The sequence below is a fragment of the Streptomyces sp. NBC_01716 genome (assembly GCF_036248275.1).
In the GTDB taxonomy this organism is placed as follows: domain Bacteria; phylum Actinomycetota; class Actinomycetes; order Streptomycetales; family Streptomycetaceae; genus Streptomyces.
This window is the reverse complement of the sequence record NZ_CP109181.1, coordinates 5,292,855-5,313,797: the sequence shown is the minus strand read 5'-3', so window position 1 is coordinate 5,313,797 and position 20,943 is coordinate 5,292,855. Positions and strand designations below refer to the sequence as shown.

The 20,943-nt window shown below is 72.6% G+C and carries 14 protein-coding genes; 3 read left to right on the top strand and 11 right to left on the bottom strand.

Annotation, left to right across the window (positions count from 1 at the left end; all coding sequences use genetic code 11):
• Positions 1–18: 18 nt before the first annotated feature.
• The 7 genes from OIE74_RS23475 to OIE74_RS23445 all read right to left on the bottom strand — a co-directional run bounded on the left by OIE74_RS23475 (position 19) and on the right by OIE74_RS23445 (position 11,778).
• Positions 19–1,674: a nitroreductase family protein gene (locus tag OIE74_RS23475; RefSeq protein ID WP_329386784.1), complete on the bottom strand. Its 1,656-nt coding sequence runs from the start codon at positions 1,672–1,674 to the stop codon at positions 19–21.
• Positions 1,675–1,712: 38 nt separating this feature from the next.
• Positions 1,713–3,638: a TOMM precursor leader peptide-binding protein gene (locus tag OIE74_RS23470; protein ID WP_443076204.1), complete on the bottom strand. Its 1,926-nt coding sequence runs from the start codon at positions 3,636–3,638 to the stop codon at positions 1,713–1,715.
• Positions 3,628–6,024 carry a TOMM precursor leader peptide-binding protein gene (locus OIE74_RS23465; protein WP_329386782.1) on the bottom strand — a complete coding sequence of 799 codons (2,397 nt, stop codon included), beginning with the start codon at positions 6,022–6,024 and terminating at the stop codon, positions 3,628–3,630. The genes OIE74_RS23470 and OIE74_RS23465 overlap by 11 nt, the downstream gene beginning before the upstream one ends.
• 5 nt (positions 6,025–6,029) lie before the next feature.
• Positions 6,030–7,856 (bottom strand): BTAD domain-containing putative transcriptional regulator, encoded by a 1,827-nt coding sequence (locus OIE74_RS23460; protein ID WP_329386780.1) that lies wholly within the window; start codon positions 7,854–7,856, stop codon positions 6,030–6,032.
• A 10-nt stretch (positions 7,857–7,866) separates the two neighbouring features.
• Positions 7,867–8,139 (bottom strand): hypothetical protein, encoded by a 273-nt coding sequence (locus OIE74_RS23455; protein ID WP_329386778.1) that lies wholly within the window; start codon positions 8,137–8,139, stop codon positions 7,867–7,869.
• Between the two features lie 277 nt (positions 8,140–8,416).
• Positions 8,417–10,993 (bottom strand): ABC transporter permease, encoded by a 2,577-nt coding sequence (locus OIE74_RS23450; RefSeq protein WP_329386776.1) that lies wholly within the window; start codon positions 10,991–10,993, stop codon positions 8,417–8,419.
• The gene (locus OIE74_RS23445; protein WP_329386773.1) at positions 10,990–11,778 is read right to left on the bottom strand and encodes an ABC transporter ATP-binding protein; all 789 of its coding nucleotides are present in this window, start codon (positions 11,776–11,778) and stop codon (positions 10,990–10,992) included. The genes OIE74_RS23450 and OIE74_RS23445 overlap by 4 nt, the downstream gene beginning before the upstream one ends.
• Before the next feature lie 442 nt (positions 11,779–12,220).
• Here OIE74_RS23445 and OIE74_RS23440 point away from each other — a divergent pair, with 442 nt between their 5' ends.
• Positions 12,221–13,891, top strand: a complete 1,671-nt coding sequence (locus OIE74_RS23440) for an MFS transporter (protein WP_443076203.1) — start codon at positions 12,221–12,223, stop codon at positions 13,889–13,891.
• 12 nt (positions 13,892–13,903) lie between these two features.
• Here the strand turns inward: OIE74_RS23440 and OIE74_RS23435 are convergent, their stop codons facing one another.
• The 3 genes from OIE74_RS23435 to OIE74_RS23425 form a co-directional block, all read right to left on the bottom strand.
• Positions 13,904–14,800 carry a cellulose-binding protein gene (locus OIE74_RS23435; RefSeq protein WP_329386771.1) on the bottom strand — a complete coding sequence of 299 codons (897 nt, stop codon included), beginning with the start codon at positions 14,798–14,800 and terminating at the stop codon, positions 13,904–13,906.
• A gap of 246 nt (positions 14,801–15,046) precedes the next feature.
• Positions 15,047–17,242 carry an SUKH-4 family immunity protein gene (locus OIE74_RS23430; RefSeq protein WP_329386769.1) on the bottom strand — a complete coding sequence of 732 codons (2,196 nt, stop codon included), beginning with the start codon at positions 17,240–17,242 and terminating at the stop codon, positions 15,047–15,049.
• A gap of 5 nt (positions 17,243–17,247) precedes the next feature.
• Entirely contained in the window at positions 17,248–18,225 is a 978-nt protein-coding gene (locus OIE74_RS23425; RefSeq protein ID WP_329386767.1) for an SMI1/KNR4 family protein, read from the bottom strand.
• A gap of 263 nt (positions 18,226–18,488) precedes the next feature.
• On the opposite strand from OIE74_RS23425, the gene OIE74_RS23420 reads away from it, so the two are divergent.
• Entirely contained in the window at positions 18,489–19,037 is a 549-nt protein-coding gene (locus tag OIE74_RS23420; protein WP_443076202.1) for a YwqJ-related putative deaminase, read from the top strand.
• Between the two features lie 7 nt (positions 19,038–19,044).
• Positions 19,045–19,533, top strand: coding sequence for an SUKH-3 domain-containing protein (locus OIE74_RS23415; RefSeq protein ID WP_329386765.1), 489 nt, complete (start codon positions 19,045–19,047; stop codon positions 19,531–19,533).
• 14 nt (positions 19,534–19,547) lie between these two features.
• Here OIE74_RS23415 and OIE74_RS23410 read toward each other — a convergent pair whose 3' ends face one another.
• Positions 19,548–20,864, bottom strand: coding sequence for a sensor histidine kinase (locus OIE74_RS23410; protein ID WP_329386763.1), 1,317 nt, complete (start codon positions 20,862–20,864; stop codon positions 19,548–19,550).
• Positions 20,865–20,943 lie beyond the last annotated feature (79 nt).

Genomic DNA, 20,943 nt, shown 5'->3' with positions numbered 1-20,943 from the left:
TCCGGATAGGTCATCGGCTCAGGCGATCTCGTACCGGAAGTCGGCGGGGGCGGGCCGCTCGTTGCCGACCATCATGATCAGGAGCGGGGCCTCGCCGGTGGTGTCTAGGTCCTGTCCGGGCCCGGCAGAGATCGCCCGGACAGGACCTAGCCCCAACTCCTCGATGTACGAGACGTTGTCGAAACCCAGGGCGACACCGCAGCCCAACTCCAGTGCGGCGCACGCCGTGTAGAGGGACTGGGCGACGGCGCCGATGGTGGCGTTGACGAGGCGGTAGCCGCGGTCACCGACGGCGTCGAGGACGGCGGAGGTACGGATCGTGGGGACCAGTACGGCACCGGCCTGCTCCAGGTTGTAGTTGGAGAGGAAGTAGTTGCGCTGGAGGAACTCGCCGGGACGGCCCGCCTTGACCAGCCGCAGCTCGTGGGCGTCGGGGTCGTACGCGTACGCGCCGGGCTCCAGGCCGTCGACGTGGTTCACGAAGGCGTACAGCTTCGCGAGCCGCACGCCGCCACCGTCGAAGCCCGTGCCGGTGCCGGTGTCGCCGCCGAGGCGCGAGCCCGCGCTCGACGCGGCGAGACAGGCCGCCAGTTGCTCACCCGTGACCGGCCGGCTCGCGTCGAAGCGGCCGAAGCTGCTGCGACGGCGGCGCAGCGTGGTCCGTACGTCGGCGGGCATCGGCCGCGCGAGGGGCAGCGGTGCGAGGGGCAGGTCCGGGTTCGCCGGGGGCGCCGCGGCCGGGGCGAGCGCGCCGGGAGCGGGCCGCTCAGTGGCGTGCGCGGAGGTCGTCGCCTGCATCTTCAGCAGCGCGTCGAAGGTGAAGACCTCGCGCGAGCGCTCGACGTCATGGCGCCGTACGGAGACGTTCCCCGGGCCCGGTCCGCTCTGCTTCGCGGCCGAACCGGCGGGCGCACCGGCCCACTTGAGCGGGACGACGGCGAACACGCCTTCCTCCTCGCCCCGTACCCCGAGCAGCTTCTGGAGCCGCGCCTCGTCGAACCACATCGCCGGCTCGACGGACAGCCCACGGGCGCTCGCCCAGATGCGCCAGGTCTGCACGGCGGCGCCGAGGTCCATGCTCACGGCGTGGAAGGAGAAGCTGTTGTACTTGAAGGAGTTCTGCCAGTACTTGATGCCCAGGACCAGGTACTGGTCGGTGTCCGGGCCGTGCCCGCCCAGCGATTCGCGCACCTCACCGGAGACGTCTCCGGTGAGCAGGCGCTGCATGGTGTGGTGCCGGGTGGAGTAGTAGTGCACACCCGGTGCGAGCGGTCCGCGCGGTCCGGAGACCCAGTAGACGCTCACGGGGTAGAGGCCGCCGCCGGAGGCGGAGCCGCGCGAGAAGTTGGCGAGCGGGTAGAACGGCAGGGCGCTCAGGTCGGTGTTGGCCTGGACGCCGAGCCTGCGGCCGGTCAGACCGTACGAGTCGAGGAGCATGCCGGACAGCGACGTCAGGTCGAACGCCCCCGGGAGCGTTTCTCCGCTGCCGCCGAAGGCCCGGTCCAGGCTCGCGTCCGCCGGATAGCCGGACGCGGGCAGCGGCAGGCTGTCGACCCCCGGGTAGTACTTCGCCTTGCGCGGCCCGTCGGACCAGTTCGGCACGAAATCGGCCGGTGCCATCGGGACCCGGCCCCGCTGCATGATCGCGGCGGCGTAGTCATGGGCGTACCCCATGGTGGGACTCCTCTCGGGGGTTCGGGTCAGGGTTTCGGTCAGGGGAAGGGGTGCGGCGCCAGGTTCAGATCGGCGTCGGTCAGGTCGTGGTCGCGCAGCCCCGCCTCGCGCAGGGCGGTGCGCAGCCGGGGCATCTTGAGCGCGCGCTGCCGGGTCCAGCCGAAGTCGATGGGCAGCAGGCCGGGGACCAGCACCGAGACCGTCGTCAGGCCCAGGTCACGCTGTTCGGGCATGGTCTGGTCGACGACGACCACGTCGAATCCCTTGTCGGTCACGGCACTTACGCACCGGGTGAGGTCGTCGCGCAGATCGTCGGAGACGGGCGGCAGCGACCCGTCGCCGTACGCCTCGGTGAGCGAGCGCTTGCGCGGCCGGGGGGCGCCCGGCTCGCCGATCAGGAAGTGGGCGTTGTTCCCCATCTCGGGGATGCCGTAGGCGAGGGGGTGGTCGTGCAGCGCGGCGACCTTGTCGTAGTCGGTGGCCATGGCGCGCAGCCGGACCTCGTCGCGCTCGGTGCGGCCCCGGAGGTTGACGGCGTCCGTGGCGATCTCGCACAGCGCGCCCGCCAGGGCCGACTCGGGGTCGAGCCCGGCGCCCGCGCCGAAGCACATCCGGCCCCTGCCGCCGTCGGGGCGGACCGCGACGCCGGTGACGACCGGGATGGGGAAGCTGATCCGGGTGTCGAAGAAGCGGGCCTCGTAGCCGTACATCTGAAGGCGGTCGACCATCTGCCGGGTCGCGGCGCGGGTGCTGGTGCGCGGGTCGAGTTCAGGGAGGGCGGCCTTCCCGTACCAGGTGAGGAGGAAGGCGTCGCGTTCCACGACCTCCATGAGGCCGAAGTAGACGGCCTCCTCCATACAGCCCCCGGACGCACAGCCGTTGGAGCTCTCCTGCACGAACCGGTTCTCCAGGCCGGGCGCGTGATAGTACGTCAGCACTTCCGGTACGAGGACCGGCTGGTGGTCGCGGAGCGAGTAGCCCCAGACCCAGGGAAGTTCACGGTCGGGGTGGAAGGGGGTGACACGCGGGTTGGCGCGGTGGAACTCCTCGGAGTACAGGCCGACTTCACGCGGGTCCAGGGCGCGTTCCCCGGCTTTCCTGAGTCCGTCGAGCGAGCCGTGCACGCCGGCCGCCTTGGCGCGCGAGCGCATCCCGGCGTACCGCTCAAGTCCCTCCAGCACACCGATGCGCACGCTCTGCGCGAAGGTGTCGGCGTGGCCGCCCCAGAACGTCTCGCGCAGATAGTCGCCGGAGCGCATCGAGAAGCAGCCGATGGTCGCCGAGGTGGACGTGGAGGAGATGTCGTGCACGACGGAGGGGCCGAGTGAGCCGCAGACGGGATTGGCGTACGGCTCCGCGGGCAGTTCGTACGCGCTGATGTCGCGGAGCCGGAAGCTGCCCGGCCTGTGCTTGAGCGCGGGGTTGAGTGTGAGGACCGCCGCCTCGGGGGTGTCCTCCTCGCCGCGTCCGCAGCGGGGGCATTCGGGGTCGGGTACGAGCGGGTAGTGCCGTATCCGAAGGGTCTGAAGGTCCACGAGGTGGACCGCCGGGAAGGAGCCGGTCGACGGCCCCTGCCCGGCGAGCCTGGCCGCGACGATCCCGGCGAGGGCGTCGGCGCTGAACGGGGTGATGTACGGCGACTCCCCGGCGGCCCTGGTGCCGGAGCCCAGCTCCAGGGCCTCGCGCAGGGCGACGGAGCGCACGCCCTGCCAACGGCGGGCGAGACAGCGGACGCAGGGGCGGGCCTCCGCGCCGGGGTCCGTGAAGGGCCCGACGACCGCGTGGCGGCCGTAGAACCGTACGGGCACCCCGCCGTCCTCGCCCTGAGGCTCCTCGTCCGTGAAGGCGTCGCGGACGCCGAGCGGCGCGACGTCGAGCGCGGGCGTGGCGGAGGTCCCCCCGAAGCCGCGGCGCATCAGCGCGGCGAGGTCGCGGGCGGACCGCTCCCAGGGATCAGCCGGCATCGGGCGCACCTTCCGCGCCGGTGGTGAGCAGGACGCGCGCCGTGCTGACGCCGCCGGCGGGCAGGTCGGCCGGGGTGGTGTCGACGTACAGCACGTCCCGGCCGGCCTCGCGCAGCCGGTCGAGCACCGCGTCGAAGGTGGTGGCGGTCGCGTCGGCGGCGACCGGTTCACCGGTCAACAGGACCGTGGCGGCGGCGAGTTCACCCATCAGCGGGTCGCCGAGGTCGACCGTGGAGTCCGGGTCCTCGGTGTCGAGCTGCACCTGGCCGAGCAGATCGCGCAGGGCGGCGCAGGCGGCCGTGGTCCGGGAGAGCCCGGCGGCGACGGCCCAGCGTGCGTGCCCTTCGGTGCCGTCGGCGGCGCCCGTCTCGCGGGCCAGGACGACATGGGCGCCGGAGTGCTCCCACTCGCCGAGGTCGACGAGTTCGGCCCGGATGCCCACGTTCGGCACGGACTTGAGCAGGAACACCAGCTCCGGGTCGGCGTCCGGCTCACCGGCCGCCGGGGAGGTCACGAGCGCGCAGCGCGCCTGGCCGCGTACGGCCCGCAGCAGCGCGCCGTGGGCGAGCGCGGAGAGCAGGCCGCGGCCCGCCGCCTCCTGCGGGCTCGGGCCCGCGCCGGCACCGGCGGTGGTCGGCTGGTGCAGACGCGCGGCGTTGTACGGGCCGAACGGCCGTACCGCGGCTGCCGGTACGCGCACGGGCTCCTTGGTGAGCAGCGACGCCGCGGTGAGCCAGGCGCCCACCGTCTCGACGGCCGCGCCGGTGCCGCTGCCCGTGGTCAGCTGATCGGGGGCGACGGCGGCGATGCCGTCGGCGGACGCGGGGGCACCGGGCCCGGGGGTCACGGGCACGACGTGCTCGACGTACGTCTCGGCCGCCGCGTACAGCGCGCGCAGCCGGGCGCCCGCCAGATGGTGCACGTCGAAGGCGGCGATCCGCCTGCGCGGTCCGTGGCCGACGGCCAGTTCGACGCGGCTGATCTTGAGCGGGGTCTGGGTGAGGCTCTCGTCGTCGTACCGGGCGAAGATGCCGGTGAATGGGCGCACGAGCGCCGTACTGATCCGGTTGAGGTCCTCGACCAGGGCCTCCGCCTCGCCCGCGCTCTCCACGGTCGGGGTGACGGGGAGCGTCAGTCCGCCGGGCAGTCCGCCGGGCAGGGCGGGGCGCCGGGTCGCGGCGGCGGGCGCGCAGAGCGCGCAGCGCGGGTGGGGCTGGACGGGCTCGGCCATGACGTCGAGCGATTCGAGGTCCTGGACGATGACCTGGCCCTCGGTCTCGGCGGGCAGCACGCCGGTGGTGAGGCGGAAGATCTCGTAGCCCAGGAGGTTGCCGGACATCGCGGCGACGGGGCCGGTCAGCGGGGAGTGTCCGGCGGCGCGGGCGGTGGCTCCGCCCGCGACCTCGCTCCAGATGTCGGCTGCGGCAGCGGCGTCGGTGTTGCCGCCGAGGCGCAGCACCGCGCAGGACCAGCAGCCGGCCGAACCGGCCTTGCTGAGCGGCCCGGTGACCGAGCGGCGGCCGAACGTCCAGGCGGGGATGAGAGTTGTGCCCTCCGGCACGCCTGCCGACAGCAGCGCGTGGGTGCGCGGGGAGGCGTCGGCGCCGGTGACGACGACGATGTCCTGCCCGTCGAGTGCGGACCAGGCGGGATGCGCGGGGAGGGTGTCGAGAGTCACCGGACAGTCCTGGTCGGCCAGTTCGGCGATCTCGGCGAGCAGGGCCGGGTCGCCGGCGGTGTCGCCCTCGACGGCGAGGTGGGCGCCGCCGTTACGGACGAGGCTCAGCGCGCACCAGCGGGCGACGGGTCCGGTGCCGAGGATCGCGACGCGGGTGGTGCGGTAGCGGTGGAAGCGGGCGGGGGCGCCGTCGGCGTAGTGGTCGGCGTACGCGATCTGGGCGGCGAAGCGGGTGGTGACCGCGTCGGTGAGGCCGTGGGGGACGGGGGCGGCGGAATTCCCTGGGGCGGTCCCGGGGGCGGTCTCAGGGGCGGTGCCGGGGGCGGTCCCGTCCTCGGGGATGTCCCGGGCGAAGCCGCGCTCGTACAGCGTCTTGACCAGTTCGGCGGCCATGGCCCGCTGGGCGGGGCCGAATCCCTGGCAGATGTCGGCGAGACGGTGGTGGCCTGCGAGGTGGGGCACCATCAGCGAGGCGAAGCGGTAGGCGGTGCGGCCGGTGAGGTGGAAGCCGCCGTCGGCGTTGTGGAAGAGGACCCCGCCGGGTGTCTCGGTGAAGAGCACGTCGCGGCGGACGCGGGGGCGGGTGCCGGCCAGGGCGTCGAAGGCGGTGGCTGCGGCAGCCGGGGCCTGAGCCGGTGCCGGTGCCTGTGCCGCCTGCGCGGCCGGAGGCGCGACTGCCGTCGGAGTCTCTGTCGCTTCTGCAGCCATGGGATTCACACCTTCTGTATCGGTCGGGATCGATACGGCGCGGTTCTGCGCGCGTACACACGGAGCAGTTCGTGCACCCGGTACGGGCCGGGCGGCCCTTCTTCCAGCAGTCCGGCGTCGGCGAGCCGGTCCAGTACGTCGTCCGCCTCGACGGGCGGCATCCCGAGTACGCGCACGCTGTCCTCGGCCGTGAAGTGGTCGGGGATCTGCGCGGCGACCTTCAGGAAGGCGTCGGCGAGCCGGGGGTCGAGCCGGTCGAGCGCCCCGCCCAGGACGCGGTGCACCGACAGATCGGGCGAGTCGGCGAGCGAGAGCCGGGCCAGCGGGTCCTCCGCCAGCCAGCTGACGGAGTCGGCCAGCCGCAGCGCGGGCCGGGTGAGCAGCCGGGCCGACATGATGCGCAGGGCCAGCGGGTGGTGGCCGCAGGCCTCGGCGAGCCGACGGGCCGCGTCCGGTTCCGCGTCGACGCGTTCGGAGCCGAGTACGGCGAGCAGCAGCTCGTACGACTCCTCCTCTGCGAAGGTGCCGAGCCGCAGCACCCAGCCGCCGTGGGTGGCGACGAGTCCGGCGAGGCCGCGCCGGCTGGTGACGATCGCCGCTCCGTCGGTGCCGGCCGGCAGCAGCGGTCGGACCTGGTCGGCGTCGACCACGTCGTCCAGCACGAGCAGCGCGCGCTCGCCGCGTGCCTGGTCGCGCAGGGCGGCGGCCACCTCGGCCGCGGCGTCGTCGGGGCCTCGGGGCGTACCGTCCGGGGCGACCATCCGCACCATGAACAGCCCTGCCGGGAAGCTCTCCTTGACCTGGTGGGCGAGGTGCTGGGCGAGCGCGGTCTTGCCGATGCCGGGCGCCCCGGACACCAGGAGGGTGACCGGTTCCTGGCCGGGCGCGGTCAGCCGCTCCAGCAGCGCGGCGCTCTCGGCGGCGCGCCCGGAGAAGGAGCGCACCGCGGGGACCGGCTGCACCATCGCGGAGGGTGGCGCGAGCGGGGCGGCGGTGAGGGCGGCGGTGAGCCGGCGCTCGCCCGTGGCGCCCGTGGCGCCCGTAACGCCGGAGACGTACGGGGCGGCGGCCGGGGGCCGGTCGTCCGCCGGTCCCAGATCCTCGCCGCGCAGAATGGCCAGCTCCAGCCGGCGCAGCGCGGGCGAGGGGTCCACGCCCAGCTCGTCCAGCAGATACTCCTTGACCATCCGGTACTCGGCGAGCGCCTCGGTCTGCCTGCCCGTCCGGTACAGGGCCTCGATGAGCTGTTCCCGGAACCGCTCGTGCCCGGGGTGGGCGCGGCTGGCGCTCCACAGCTCCACCAGCGCCTCGCCGCAGCGGCCGAGCCGGAGCTTGAGGTCGCAGGCGCGCTCCAGGGTCCGCAGCCGCTCCTCGACGAGCCGGGGGACTTCGTCGCGGTGCAGCACGTCGGAGCGGACATTGGCCAGGACGGAGCCTTCCCACAGGGACAACGCCCCTTTGAGCACGTGCAGTTCGCTCTCGGGATCGGCGATGTCCGCGGCGCGCCGTACCTCTTCCCGGAAACCGATCAGGTCGAGATGCCGGGGCCCGGCGGTGATGCGGTAGCCGCCGGGCACCGCCTCGATGGGCGTCTCGGTGACCCCGTGCTTGGTGAACAGCCGCCGCAGGCGCAGTACGCAGGTCTGGAGCGCCGCCCGTGAGGTGGCCGGCTGTTCCTCGCCCCACATGGTCCGCTGCAGGTAGTCGGCGGAGACGACCGTGTTGGCATGCAGGAGCAGTGAGGCGAGGAGAATGGTGGGCTTGGAGGGCTGGAGGACGACGGTGTCGGGGCCGTCGGCGATGCTGAGCGGCCCGAGGAGCTGAAACCGCACCGGCTACGCCTCAGTCCCAGCCGTTCACAAGCTTGCACAGGGCCATGACCTCGCGCTCGACGGGCCCGGGGAGGTGGGCGACGGCGGACTGGCAGGTGGTCACCGCGCCGGCCGGGGGGACGACGCGGGGGGCGGCGGATGCGGTGCCCGGGGACAGGGTCAGTGCCGCGGCGCAGAAGCCGAGAGCGAGAACGGTACGGGTGACCCGGGCGGTGCGTGCGGTACGAGCGGTGCGCGAACGGGCCGTGACCTTCGTGGAGTTGCGGTGCGGTACACCGAGCACAATTCCCCCTGTTGAATCGTTCCGCCGGACCGGATCGGTCCCGGTGGGACGACGATGGCAGCGGGTGTCTCGAAATGGGGGGCCGAGGCGTGTCAGCTTGCTGCATCTACGCGCGCAGCTTGTTGTCACCACCTCCCCGACCAGGGAAAACGGAATCGGCCCCGATGGGTGTGAAGGACACCCATCGGAGCCGAAAACCTACCTTGGCCGACTACCGGCCACCGTTCGGGAAGACTCGGTCCACCCTTCGGGAACCCGGTCCGTCGTTCAGGGGCACTCAGTCCGTGGCGATCGCGTTCAGGACGTTCATACGGCCGGCCCGGAACGCCGGGACGAGCGCGGCGAACAGTCCCACGAAGGCCGAGGCCACGAACACTCCGCCGATCGTCGGCCAGGGGATCTCCAGGACCCCCAGCCCCTCCAGGGCAAGGATCTGCTGGGCCGACGTGCCCCAGCCGATGCCCAGACCGAGGCCGAGCAGGGCGCCGAAGAGGGCGATGACCATCGACTCCAGGCGGATCATGCGGCGCAGTTGACGCCGCGACAGACCGATGGCCCGCAGCAGTCCGATCTCCCTGGTCCGCTCGACGACCGACAGCGCCAGGGTGTTCACCACTCCCAGCACCGCGACGACGATCGCCAGTCCGAGCAGACCGTAGACGATGTTGAGCAGCTGGCCGATCTGGTCCTTCAGGTCCTGCTTGAAGTCGGTCTGGTCCTGGACCTTGTACTGCGGGTACGCGGAGAGCGAGTCCTTCAGCGCCGCGTACGCCTCCTTCTCCTTGCCGTCGTCGGCCGCCGCGAACATGAGGATGTTCTTCGGCAGCTTCTCCGCCGTCAGATACCGCTTGGCGGTGTCGATGGAGAGGTACTTGGCGCCCTGGTCGACCGACACGTCGTCGGAGGTGATCGCCGCGATGGTGAGCTTGGCGGTGTCGCCGCCCTTGAAGGCCACGGTCAGTACGTCCCCGACCTTGACGCCGTACTCCTCGGCGAATGTGTCGCCGACGGACATGGCGTCCTTGCCGTACGCGGCGGACAGCTCGCCCGCGACGGTCTCACGGCGCAGATCCTTCGCGTACGTCGGGTCGGCCGCCGCCAGTTCCTCGTCGGCGGTCTTCCCGCCGGGCGTGGTCAGCTTGGCCTCGATCGACTTGTACTCGGTGATGTGCGAGATGTGGGGCGCCTTCTCCAGCGCGGCCTGGGCCTGCGGCACGATCGGCTGGCCGCTGGTGGACTGGATGATGAAGTCCGCGCCGACGGATTTGTCCAGCTCGTCCGTCGCCGAAGCGACCATCGACGAACCGACCACCGACAGACACGCCACCAGGGCCAGCCCGATCATCAGGGCCGCGCCGGTCGCCCCCGTACGCCGCGGGTTGCGCAGCGCGTTGCGCTCGGCCATCCGTCCGACGGGACCCCAGGCCCGCAGGACGAACAGGCTCAGGATCCGGACGAAGAAGCCGGCGAGCAGCGGACCGATGACGACGAAGCCGATGAGCGTGAACACCACGCCGATTCCGAGGAACAGGGAACCCTCGGCCGCCTCCTCGGCCCTCGTGGAGGCGAGGAGCGCGGCGAAGCCGCCCGCGGTGAGGACCAGACCGATGCCGCCCCGGATCCGTCCGGCGCGGCCGTCGGCCGGCGTACCGGCGTCCCGCAGCGCCGCCATGGGCGAGATCTTCCCGGCCCGGCGGGCCGGGATGTACGCGGCGAGTACGGTGACGATCACTCCGAGCGCCAGCCCGACCGCGGGGGTCGTCCACTTGACGGTGAGGTCCTCGGTGGACAGCTCCATGCCGATGGACGACATCAGTCTCATCAGGCCCACGGCCAGCCCGACGCCCGCGGCGACACCGGCGACGGAGCCGACGACACCGAGCAGGACGGCTTCCAGCAGCACCGACCTGTTGACCTGCTTGCGGCTGGACCCGATGGCCCGCATCAGGCCGATCTCCCGGGTGCGCTGGGCGACCAGCATGGAGAAGGTGTTGACGATCAGGAAGATGCCGACGAGGAAGGCGATCCCGGCGAAGCCGAGCATCGCGTACTTCATCACGTCGAGGAACGAGCCGACGCTGTCGCGGCCCGCGTCCGTCATCTCCTTCTGGGTCTGGAGCTTGTACGCGCCGCTGAGAGAGCCCGCGAGGTCGGTCTTGAGCGCGTCGTCGCTCACGCCCTGGTCGGCGACGACGTTGACCTGCGTGAACCGGCCGGTCTCACCGAGGAGTCCGCGCTGGGCGGTCTCGGTGTCGAAGTAGACGACTGCCGCGCCCGGGTTGGTCACCTTGAAGGTGGCGATGCCGACGATCTTGGCGTTGATGTCGCCCGTGACGACGATGGTGCGCAGCTCGTCGCCGAGCTTCAGGTCGTGCTTGTCCGCGGTGTCGGCGTCGACCATGACCTCGGTGGGACCGCGCGGGGCGTGCCCGGAGGTGATCTCCATCGAACGGAGGTCGTTCTTCGTCCAGTTGCCCGCGATGGTCGGGGCGCCGGTGGACGCCCCCACGTTCTCGTTCCCGGAGTCGACGACCGTGACGCTCATGCTGCTGACGGCGCCCTCGGCGGACTTCACGCCCGGCGACTTCTCGACGCGCGCGACGACGGAGGCGGGCAGCGACTCGGGCTTGCCGGTCTGGGACGGCATGTCGTCGGCCGCCGCGGCGCCCTTGGGGCTGACGGTGACGTCGGACGAGGTCGAGGCGAAGAGCTTGTCGAACGTGGTGTTCATGGTGTCGGTGAAGACGAGCGTCCCCGAGACGAAGGCCACCGACAGCAGGACGGCGACGGCGGAGAGCGCCATGCGTCCCTTGTGCGCGAGGAAGTTGCGCACGGAGGTCTTGACGACGGTCACGACGTCCGCCCCCGCGCGTCGAAGTTCTTCATCCGGTCGAGGACCTGCTCGGCGGTCGGGTTGCGCATCTCGTCGACGATCCGGCCGTCCGCGAGATACAGCACCCGGTCCGCGTACGACGCGGCGACCGGGTCGTGCGTGACCATCACCATGGTCTGCCCCAGCTCGTCCACCGACCTGCGCAGGAAGCTCAGCACCTCGGCGCCGGCCCGCGAGTCCAGGTTTCCGGTGGGCTCGTCGCCGAAGATGATCTCGGGCTGGGCGGCGAGCGCGCGGGCGACCGCCACGCGCTGCTGCTGGCCGCCGGAGAGCTGGGTGGGCCGGTGCCGCAGCCGGTCGGCGAGACCGACGGTCTCCACGACCCGCTGGAGCCACTGCCGGTCGGGCTTGCGGCCGGCGATGTCCATGGGGAGCGTGATGTTCTCCAGGGCGTTGAGCGTCGGCAGCAGGTTGTAGGCCTGGAAGATGAAGCCGACGCGGTCCCTGCGCAGCTGCGTGAGCTTCTTGTCCTTGAGCTTCGTGATCTCGGTCTCGTCGAGGTAGATCTCTCCCGATGTGACCGTGTCGAGGCCGGCGAGGCAGTGCATCAGCGTCGACTTGCCGGAGCCGGACGGGCCCATGATCGCGGTGAACTGCCCGCGGGCGATGTCCACATCGACATGGTCGAGCGCGACGATCCGGGTCTCCCCCGAGCCGTAGGCCTTGACGACCTGCCGCGCTCGCGCGGCGACGGCCAAACGCCCTCCCGTGCCCCCGTGCTTGGGGATGGTTGCAGCCGTTGTCACGGTAAGTCTCCTAAGTCCGTCGATAATCAGGCGTCGTGAGGCACGGGTGCGCGCCTCGCGCTGTGCGGTGGTGTGGTGTGGTGTGCCTTGATTCTGCGCGCCCCAGGTGCCCCGGCGCGCTGGGGAAAAGCAGACACTTCTCCTGAGGTTTCCCTCAGCGTTTACGGGTGGTAGCCCCCCTCGGGCCCGTCCCCCCGTCACCCACCGGCCCCCGGCCGGCCCCCTGCGGTGTAAGACCAACTTAAAGAACGGGCCCCGTTCCTCTCATCCTCCGGCGGGACGAACCCGTCCCCGGCGGATGTAGGGAGGACCACCTAAGGGGTCTCCACCTCCAGGAGGAGCCTTGCTGAGGGTTGGCCGGGAAGAGAGCCGCGCCCTGCCGCCGTGCCAGGGTCGGTGAGAGGCTGTTCCCCGGGAAATACCTGCATAGGGAAGGAATCCAGTGGCCAGCGTCAGAACCGAGCCCCGCCGCGGTCCCGTCGTCGCCGCCCTGATGCTCGGCATGGCACTGGCAGCGCTGGACGGCACGATCCTGTCCACCGCCGTCCCGCAGATCGTCGGAGACCTCGGCGGTTTCTCGATCTTCTCCTGGCTCTTCTCCGGCTATCTGCTGGCCGCGACGGTCACCCTGCCCGTGTACGGGAAGCTCTCCGACACCTTCGGCCGCAAGCCCGTCCTGGTCGCGGGCATCGTCCTCTTCCTCATCGGCTCGGTCCTCTGCGCCACCGCGTGGAACATGGGCTCCCTGGTCGCCTTCCGCGTCGTCCAGGGTCTCGGGGGCGGCGCGATCCAGGGCACGGTGCAGACCATCGCCGCCGACCTGTATCCGCTCAAGGAACGCCCCAAGATCCAGGCCAAGCTCTCCACCGTCTGGGCCACGTCCGCCGTCGCGGGCCCCGCGCTCGGGGGGCTGCTCGCGGGGTACGCGGACTGGCGCTGGATCTTCCTGATCAATCTGCCGGTCGGCGCGGTCGCGCTGTACCTCACCGTCCGCCACCTCCGGGAGCCCGGCCGTGCAGCAACGCCCACGAGCGACCGCGAGGACGGCGGCCCCGCACGAAAGCCCGCGCCAACCTCCGTACGCAGGAGGCGACTTCCCCGCCCCAGGACCGGCGCCGGGCCCCGCCCCCGTATCGACTGGGCGGGCGCGCTCGCCGTCTTCGCCACCGGCACACTGCTGGTCACCGCCCTCGTCCAGGGCGGTGTCGCCTGGCCCTGGCTCTCCGCCCCCTCGATCGCACTCCTCGCCGGCACCGCGCTGCTCGCCGGCGTCACCTTCCTCGTCGAACGGCGGGCGGCCGACCCGATCATCCCCGGCTGGGTCTGGCGCCGCCGCCCCATCGCCGCCGTCAACCTGGCGCTGGGCGGGCTCGGGCTGCTGATGATCGCCCCGACGGTCTTCCTGCCGACGTACGCCCAGTCCGTCCTCGGCCTCGGCCCGATAGCCGCCGGCTTCGTACTCTCGGCGATCACCCTGACCTGGCCGATCAGCGCGGCCCTCTGCGACCGCGTCTACAACCGCATCGGCTTCCGCCGTACCGCGATCACCGGCATGACCTCCGCGCTGCTGGTCCTGCTGGCCTTCCCCCTGCTGCCCTTCCCCGGCCAGGCGTGGCAGCCCACGGTGCTGATGCTGCTGCTCGGCGCGGCGCTCGGGCTGTTCCAACTCCCGCTGATCATCGCCGTGCAGGGGACGGTCGGCTGGTCCGAGCGCGGTACGGCGACGGCGTCGATCCTCTTCTACCGCCAGCTCGGCCAGAGCGTGGGCGCCGCGCTGTTCGGGGCGCTGGCCAACGGCGTCATCAGCAACAGGCTCGCCGACTCGCCCGGCACCGGGCTCCCGCGCGACCTCGACTCCGTGGCACACGCCCTGGACGACCCGGGGGAACTCACCGCCCGCGCGGCCGACTTCCTGCGCCGCGCGGTGGACTCGGCGGTCGACGCCGTCTTCCTGGGCGCCGCGACAGCCGCGGCCCTCAGCCTGCTGGTGCTCCTCTTCCTGGCCCCCCGCCGCTTCCCCGTCCACCAGGACCCGTCCCCGGACCCCGCCCCTGGCCCTCAGCCCCACAAGGCGACCGACCCCGCGACCGACCCGGCGACGGGCGCCTCCTGAGGAGGACGGGTACTACTTCTCCGCGTCCGCCGGTGCCCGGCCCGTCAGCGCCGCCAGGCTGTTGCGGATGTGCGTCATCCGCGCCTGTACCTCCTCGCGGACCTCCGTGTGCTCCCGCAGGATCCGCTCCGTCTCCCGTACGGTCCGCTCCTCCGCCACCCGCGCCCGCGCGATCAGCTCCTCCGCGCGCGCCGCCGCGTCCTCCCGGATGTGGCGGGCGCTCTCCTCGGCCTCCGTGAAGGCGCGCCTCGCGTCCGCGAGCCGGGCGTCCGCGTGGGCCGACAGCTCCGTCCGGTGCGCTTGCGCCTGCGTCTCACGGCCCGCCAACTCCCGCTCCGTCGCGGCCAGTCGATCCGCGTGCTCCCCCGCCAGCTCGCTGAGCAACGCCTCCGTACGCTGCCGGATCTCGTCGAAGCGGGCCAGCGCCGCGTCCCGTAGCTCCCCGGCGTCCCGGCGCGCGGCCGTGCGCAGTTCGTCGGCCGCGCCCTGCGCGTCCTCCTCCGTCCGCGTCGCGTACGCGTCCACATCGGCCGCGACCGCCTCCACGTACGCGCGCGCCGCCTCACGTGTCCCACGGACCGCCTCGGCGGCGGCGTCCTGCCGCGCCCGCACGTCCTCCCACGCGGCCGTGCGCACCCCGTCCGCCTCCTCGACGGCCAGGGCCAGAATCTGCCGGGCGCGCTCCCCCAGTGACTCGTACGTCTGCGGCGGCAGCGCCTCGACCTGCTGCCGCAGCAGCTCCGCCTCCAGCTGAAGGCGCTCCGCCGCCGCCGCGAGCCGGCGCTCCTGCGCCTCGGCGACCTCGCTGTCCCCCGACAGCTCCGTGACCAGCCGGTCGACCTGCTCGGGGCGGTAACCACGGCCCCGTACGGAGTCGAAGCCGTGAGCCGATACGCGTGCGGCAGCCATGACTGAAGCCTCTCTCCGGCGGACGGTGGCGAGAGCGGCTTCCCCGCGAAACGCCCCACCCGTCCATCCTGCTCAAGGATGCGGCATTTGACTCCGGGCGCCGGATTCCTCTTCTCCCGCCGCCGGCGCGGCCGACGCGTTCCAGCCATCGTCCGGGGCAGGTGCCGGAACGGCCGGGGCGCCCCCCGTGAATCACGGAGAGCGCCCCGGGCGCATGCGTTCGTGGCCGGCTTCAGCGCCGTACGGTCAGAGCAGCCCGTCCCACATCTGCTCCAGCAGCACCGACCACCAGCTCTCCGGCGACGACAGCGCCGCCGGATCGATCGCGGCGAGCTGTGCCTGGAAGTCGACGGTCCAGCGGCCGGCCTGTTCCGGATTGAGGCCGAATCGCAGCCGCCACATGCGGCCGAGCAGCGCCATCGAGCGGGTGAACTCCGGCAGCCCGGTATTGACGAACTGCGGCGGGATCGTCTGACCGCCCGGACCCGTCTCCACCGACACGGCCATGATGTGCGCCGTGCCGTACTGGACACAGATCGCCCGGCCGAAGTCGCTGCCCATCACCAGATACGAGCCCGCGTCCGCCGCCGGCTGCACCTGCCGCTGCGCGGCCAGCTCGGCCAGCGTCGGCACCACCGGCTGCGGGGGCTGGGCCCAGAAGAACGGGCCGAAGTCGCCCGGCAGGCCCGCCCATACGAGCGTGCGCGCCACGATCTCCGGTACGCCCTGACGGGACACCGCGCGCTGGTCGAACCGGCAGATGCCCTGCGGGCCGAACGCGCCCGCCAGCTCCTGCGCGATCGCCTCCGGCGGCACCGGCTGCGCGGGCGGCACCTGCGGCAGCGGGGCGCGTACCGGGGCCGGCCGCGCCGGACCGTCCGCGACCTGGTGCAACTCGCCCTGGTGGGTGAGCAGATGCTGCATGCCCTGCTGACGGCTCGAATGGTCCCTGCCGTACGGGGCGACGCTGGTGATCCGCACCTGCGGCCAGGTCTCGCGGATCATCCGCGCGCAGTAACCACCGGGCAGCTCGCAGGACTCCAGCTCCGTGTGGAGTTCGAGCACCTGCTGCGGCGGCACGTTCATGGCGCGCAGCTCGTGCAGGATCTGCCACTCGGGGTGCGGGGTGCCGGGTGCCGAGCGGCGGATGAGCTGGGCCTCGGAGCCGTCGGGGGCGCGGTAGCGCAGCACGGCCTGGTAGCCGGGGCCGACCGTCGGCATGCCGCCGGCCTGCTGCGGATAGCCGTACGTGCCCGGCGGGGGGCCGGGAGGCGCACCGGGAGGACCGGGCGGTCCGGGGGTGCCGGGCGGCGGACCCGGTACGGCGCCGGGGCCGGCCAGCATCGTCGCCGCATGATGCACACCACCGGGCGGCGGCGTACCAGGCGCACCCGGCGGAGGAGGCGGCATCCCCGGAGCACCGGGCGGACCGGGCGGACCCGGCGGACGCGGACCACCCTGCGACGCAGGCTGACCACCCTGACTCGGATCCGCCAACATCGTCGCCGCATGATGCACACCGGGCGGCGGCGTACCAGGAGCACCCGGCGGAGGCGGCGGGGTGCCTGGCCCGCCCGGACCCTGGGGCGGGGCGAACCGCGTCGGCTGGTAGCCACCGGCCGGAGCGCCGGGCACGCCCGGGGCGCCCGGCGGAGCCGGCGGGCCGCCACGCGCGCCGCGCGGCGGCGACGACGCCTTGCTCGTCGCCGCGTCGGCGATGTCACCGGGGCTGCCGGGAGCGGGAGACGACGAGCCGAGGCCCGGGGCCACCGTCGTACGAGGCAGCTGACTGCCGCCCGACATCAGCGCCGTCGGCGCCTCGGCCGCCAGACCGGGCGGCGGCGTACTGTCGTCGTCCACGCCGGACAGCGGCGGCGCGAAGACCGTCGCCGGGAGGCCCACGGAGCCGTCGTCACCGGCGGCGTTGGTGTCCGTACCGGCCCAGGGGGTCGCCCCGGCCGGAGTACTCGACGGCACGGGAGCCGGCGCCGGGACGGACGGCCCGGCGGGAGCCGCACCGGCACCCGGGGCACCCGCACCTGAGCCGGAGCCGGCACCCGGAGCCCCCGGGGTCCCCAGCTTGTCTGCCGCGTCCTGCAACCACTCCGGCGGCGTCAGCAGGAAGGACGTCTGATTGAGATCGATACGCTGCGGCGCCCGCGGCGGCTCCGGGGCCCCCGCCTGCGACCCGTACTCCTCCTCGTACCGCCGGATCACCTCACCCACCGGCAGCCCCGGCCACAGCGTCGCCTCACCGCTGTCCCTCGCGATCACCAGCCGCTGGACGCCGCCGTCCGACCTCGGACCGTCCGCGCGGTCCTCCGCCCACACCACGAACCCCAGCTCGAACTCCCGTACCCGCACCTCACGGTGCTGATACGCGGGCACATCGCCGTTGACCCACTCGTCCGCGCGTTCCTGCGCCTGAGCGAATGTCACCATCGCGCTCACCCCTCCACCGGGACGGCGCGGGCGAAGCCGCCGTCCACCATCAGGTTCGCCACCGTGTCCAGCTCCGGCGGATTGCCCGCCAGCCTCGACAGGAAGGCGTCGAAGTCCGCACCGCAGGGCAGCAGCAGGCGCTCCACCCGCTCCCGCACGCTCAAGCCGTCGCGGTCACGCGCGTCGTCGTACGCGCAGAACCAGACCGAACCGGCCTGATCCCCCCGGACCTTGAGCGCCAGGATGCCGCCCTGGACGAACGCCACGCCCAGATAGTCCTTGGTCAGATGGTCCCGCAGACACTTGTTGACGTACAACAGGTCGTTGACCGCCGCCTCTTCACGCACCGTGAAGAACGGCTGGTCCACCAGCAGCCCCAACTCCGCGTCCAGCGCCGCCCCGACGGGAGCGCAACCGCCCGCCGCCTTGAGGAAGCTGCGGTACGGGCCGGGCAGCCGGTAACCGAGATCCTCCTCCACACCGAGCAGTTGCTGCTCGGTCACCGACACCGAACTCTTCGGCAGCCCGAAGTGCACCGGCCTCGTCTCCTGAAGAGGCCGCGTCCCGCGCTTGCCGTGATCCACCAGCGTCGTCGCCAGCCCGCCGTGATGCCGCAACAGCGCCTTGACCTCCACCGGCACCAGCAGCAGCCGGCGCGACCCCGCCGCGTGGTGCCAGGTCCAGCCGTGCGGAGTGGCCACGGCCGGGATGGTGTCCCACAGGTCATGGCCGGACGCGTGCAGCGCGGCGTTGGCGGACACGTAGTCCGTGAGCCGCAGTTCGTCCACGCCGAAACCCTCGGGAGGCTCGGCGATCTCGGCGGCGGCGCGCGCGTACGGCGAGAAGTCCGGAAAGCCGTTGCCGTCCACCGGCACACCCCTGGGGTGGCGGGAGGCCCGGACCGGGTCCGGGAAATGCACGACCTGCCCGGCGTAGGCCGCGTTCGGTGGCGCGGCTTGCTGACCGAGCCGACCTGTCGTCATGGCGGATGCCCCCTGCTGGCTTCTGACTGGTTCGACACAGCCTATGCGGTGAGGCAATAGGGGACGCCGCCCCTCCGCCTCCTGCACCACCGGCTCCCGTTACCCCCGTTCGGGTGCCGGTGACAACGCGGTCACCCCAGGTCACGCAGCGACGGCGCCGCGCCCCGATACCGCCCCGACTTCCCCACGGCATGTCACATTTGGCAGGCTGTCCCCCGCAACTCGGGGGATTGCGTGGGGATTGCGCAGAGAGGGACGACGCTTTGCACACAGCACAACAGGACACATCGGGGGATCCACGACTCGGGGCACCGGACCCCCCGGCCGGTGACGCCTCCGGAGATCCGCGCCTGAGCTGGAGCAGCACCGAACCGCACCGCCCGCCGGCCCTGCGCCAGCGCCGCGACGGCATCCTGCCCGCCGTGGCCGCCGCGCTCTCCGTGCGTGGCGAAAATCTCACGTGCACCGCGGGCAAGGCCGACCAGCCGCCCGCCCTGCACCCCCTCGTACAGGACTTCCTGGACACCCTCACCAGCGGCCAGCGGGAACGATTCACCGGCCGCTGCCCCGAGACGATCCTGCTGTCCCGGCATCTGGCCGCCGTCGAGGGCTCGCGTTCCAAGCGGGCCCAGCGCAAGGCCCTCACCCACGGCGAGGCCCGCCGCTCCCTCAAACACGGCAAACTCACCGCACGCCGTATCCGGGAGGACGGCGACCCGCTCCACGGCAGTTACGCGCCGCCCTGCCGCTCCTGTACGGCGATGCTCGCCCATTTCGGCGTACGCCCCGTCGACCCGACGCAGAACGGCTGACCACCCCGTGCCCGACCTCACCACCACCAGATTCCCCGTCGCCGTCGATGTCGCCCTGCGCGAGGCCGGCTGGCAGCCGGGCCGCTGGGACATGCGGCAGGCCGAGGAGTGGGCGGACACGCTGCGCGCCCACATCACCCCCGCGGGACACGTGCACGCCGTGTTCGCCGCCGTCGTGGAGATCTGGGCGGAGTTCGGCGGGCTGTCCGTGACCGGGCCTGGACCGGGGCGGCAGATCGCGCCGACGACCGTACGGTTCGACCCGCTGGCCGGCATCCACTTCGCCCGTACGCTCGGCGACCTCGGACGCTCCCTCGACACGGAGATCAGCCCGATCGGCGAGGAGGGCGACGGCCAGGCCGTACTCGCCGTCGACGCCACGGGGCGCGTCTACTCCATCGACCACACGGGCGACTGGTTCCTCGGCCCGCACATCGACCACGCCCTGGCGGCGCTGGTGACAGGCACGCAGCCGCAGCGGCTCACCTCGGACTGAGCGCCGGAAGGCCGCTACGCCGCGGCCCGGTCCGGCAGCACCGCCGAGACCCGGAAACCGCCCGCGTCCGTCTCCCCCGACACGAACACCCCGCCCAGCGCGTGCACCCGCTCGCGCATCCCCACCAGGCCGTTGCCGCCGCTGGGCAGGCCGGCGTCGGCGACTCCGTACGACGGGCCGTTCTCCACCTGCATCGCGATCTCGGCCTCCCGGTGCGCAAGCCGCACCATCACCTTCGACCCGGCCGCGTGCTTGTGGACGTTCGTCAGCGCCTCCTGCACCACCCGGTACGCGGTCTGCTCCACCTCCGGCGCGTACGCCCGCGACTCCCCGTGGACGGCGAACTCCACCACCATCCCCGCGTCCCGCGACTGACCCACCAGCGTCTCGATGTCACCCATACCGGGCCCGTCCTCCGCCGCGGCGGCAGCGGCAGCCGCGGCGGCGGCACCCACCGAGGCCAGCGGCACCGTACCGGCCACCTTCCGCGCCGCCTGCTGCTCCCCGGCCCGCAGCACCCCGAGCATCTCCCGCAACTCCGTCAGCGCCTGCCGCCCCATGTCCCCCACGAGCGCGGCGTTCTTCACGGCCTTCTGCGGATCCTTCAACGCCACCGCCTGCAACGCGGCGGCATGCACCACCATCAGACTCACCCGGTGCGCCACCACGTCGTGCATCTCCCGCGCGATCCGCGTCCGCTCCTCGGTACGCGCCCACTCGGCCCGCTGCTCGGCCCGGTCGGCGAGCAGCGACAACTCCTGCTCCAGACTGTCGGCACGCTCCCGCAGGCTCTCCATCAGCCGGCGCCTGGCTCCTACGTAGAGGCCGAGGAGCACGGGCGGCAGGGACAGGCTGAAGGCCATGAAGACGGCTATCAGCGGGATGTACCAGCGGGTCGCCGACGCGAGATCCGAGCCCACGATGTCCTGCCGCGTCCGTACGAAGCCGACGATGAGCGTCCCCACGAGCGACATACAGGCGAGCGACCCGATGATCCGCCGGGGCGCCTCGGAGGCGGCGAGCGTGTAGAGCCCGACCACGCCGAGCAGCACGCCCATCTCGGCGGGAGTGACGGAGATGGAGACGAGCACGACGGCCATCGGCCAGCGCCGCCGCAACAACAGCACGGACCCGACGAGCACCCCGAAAACCACCCCGAGGGCCACCGGCAACTGCGCGTTGCCCGCGAACCGGACCCCCTCGAACGCACACTCCAGGGCCGACACACCGGCCAGCCCCACATCCAGCACGACACTGCGCCGCCGTCTCCACCACCAGAGCCCGCGGGCGGTCAAACCCTCGGCCTCCTCGTGTGCCCCCGTTGTGGTCATGCCGTCCAGCCTACGGGCGCCCGCGACCCAATTTCCGAGGAGTGCGGGACGAGTGCGCTCAGCACGCGAACGGGCCTCA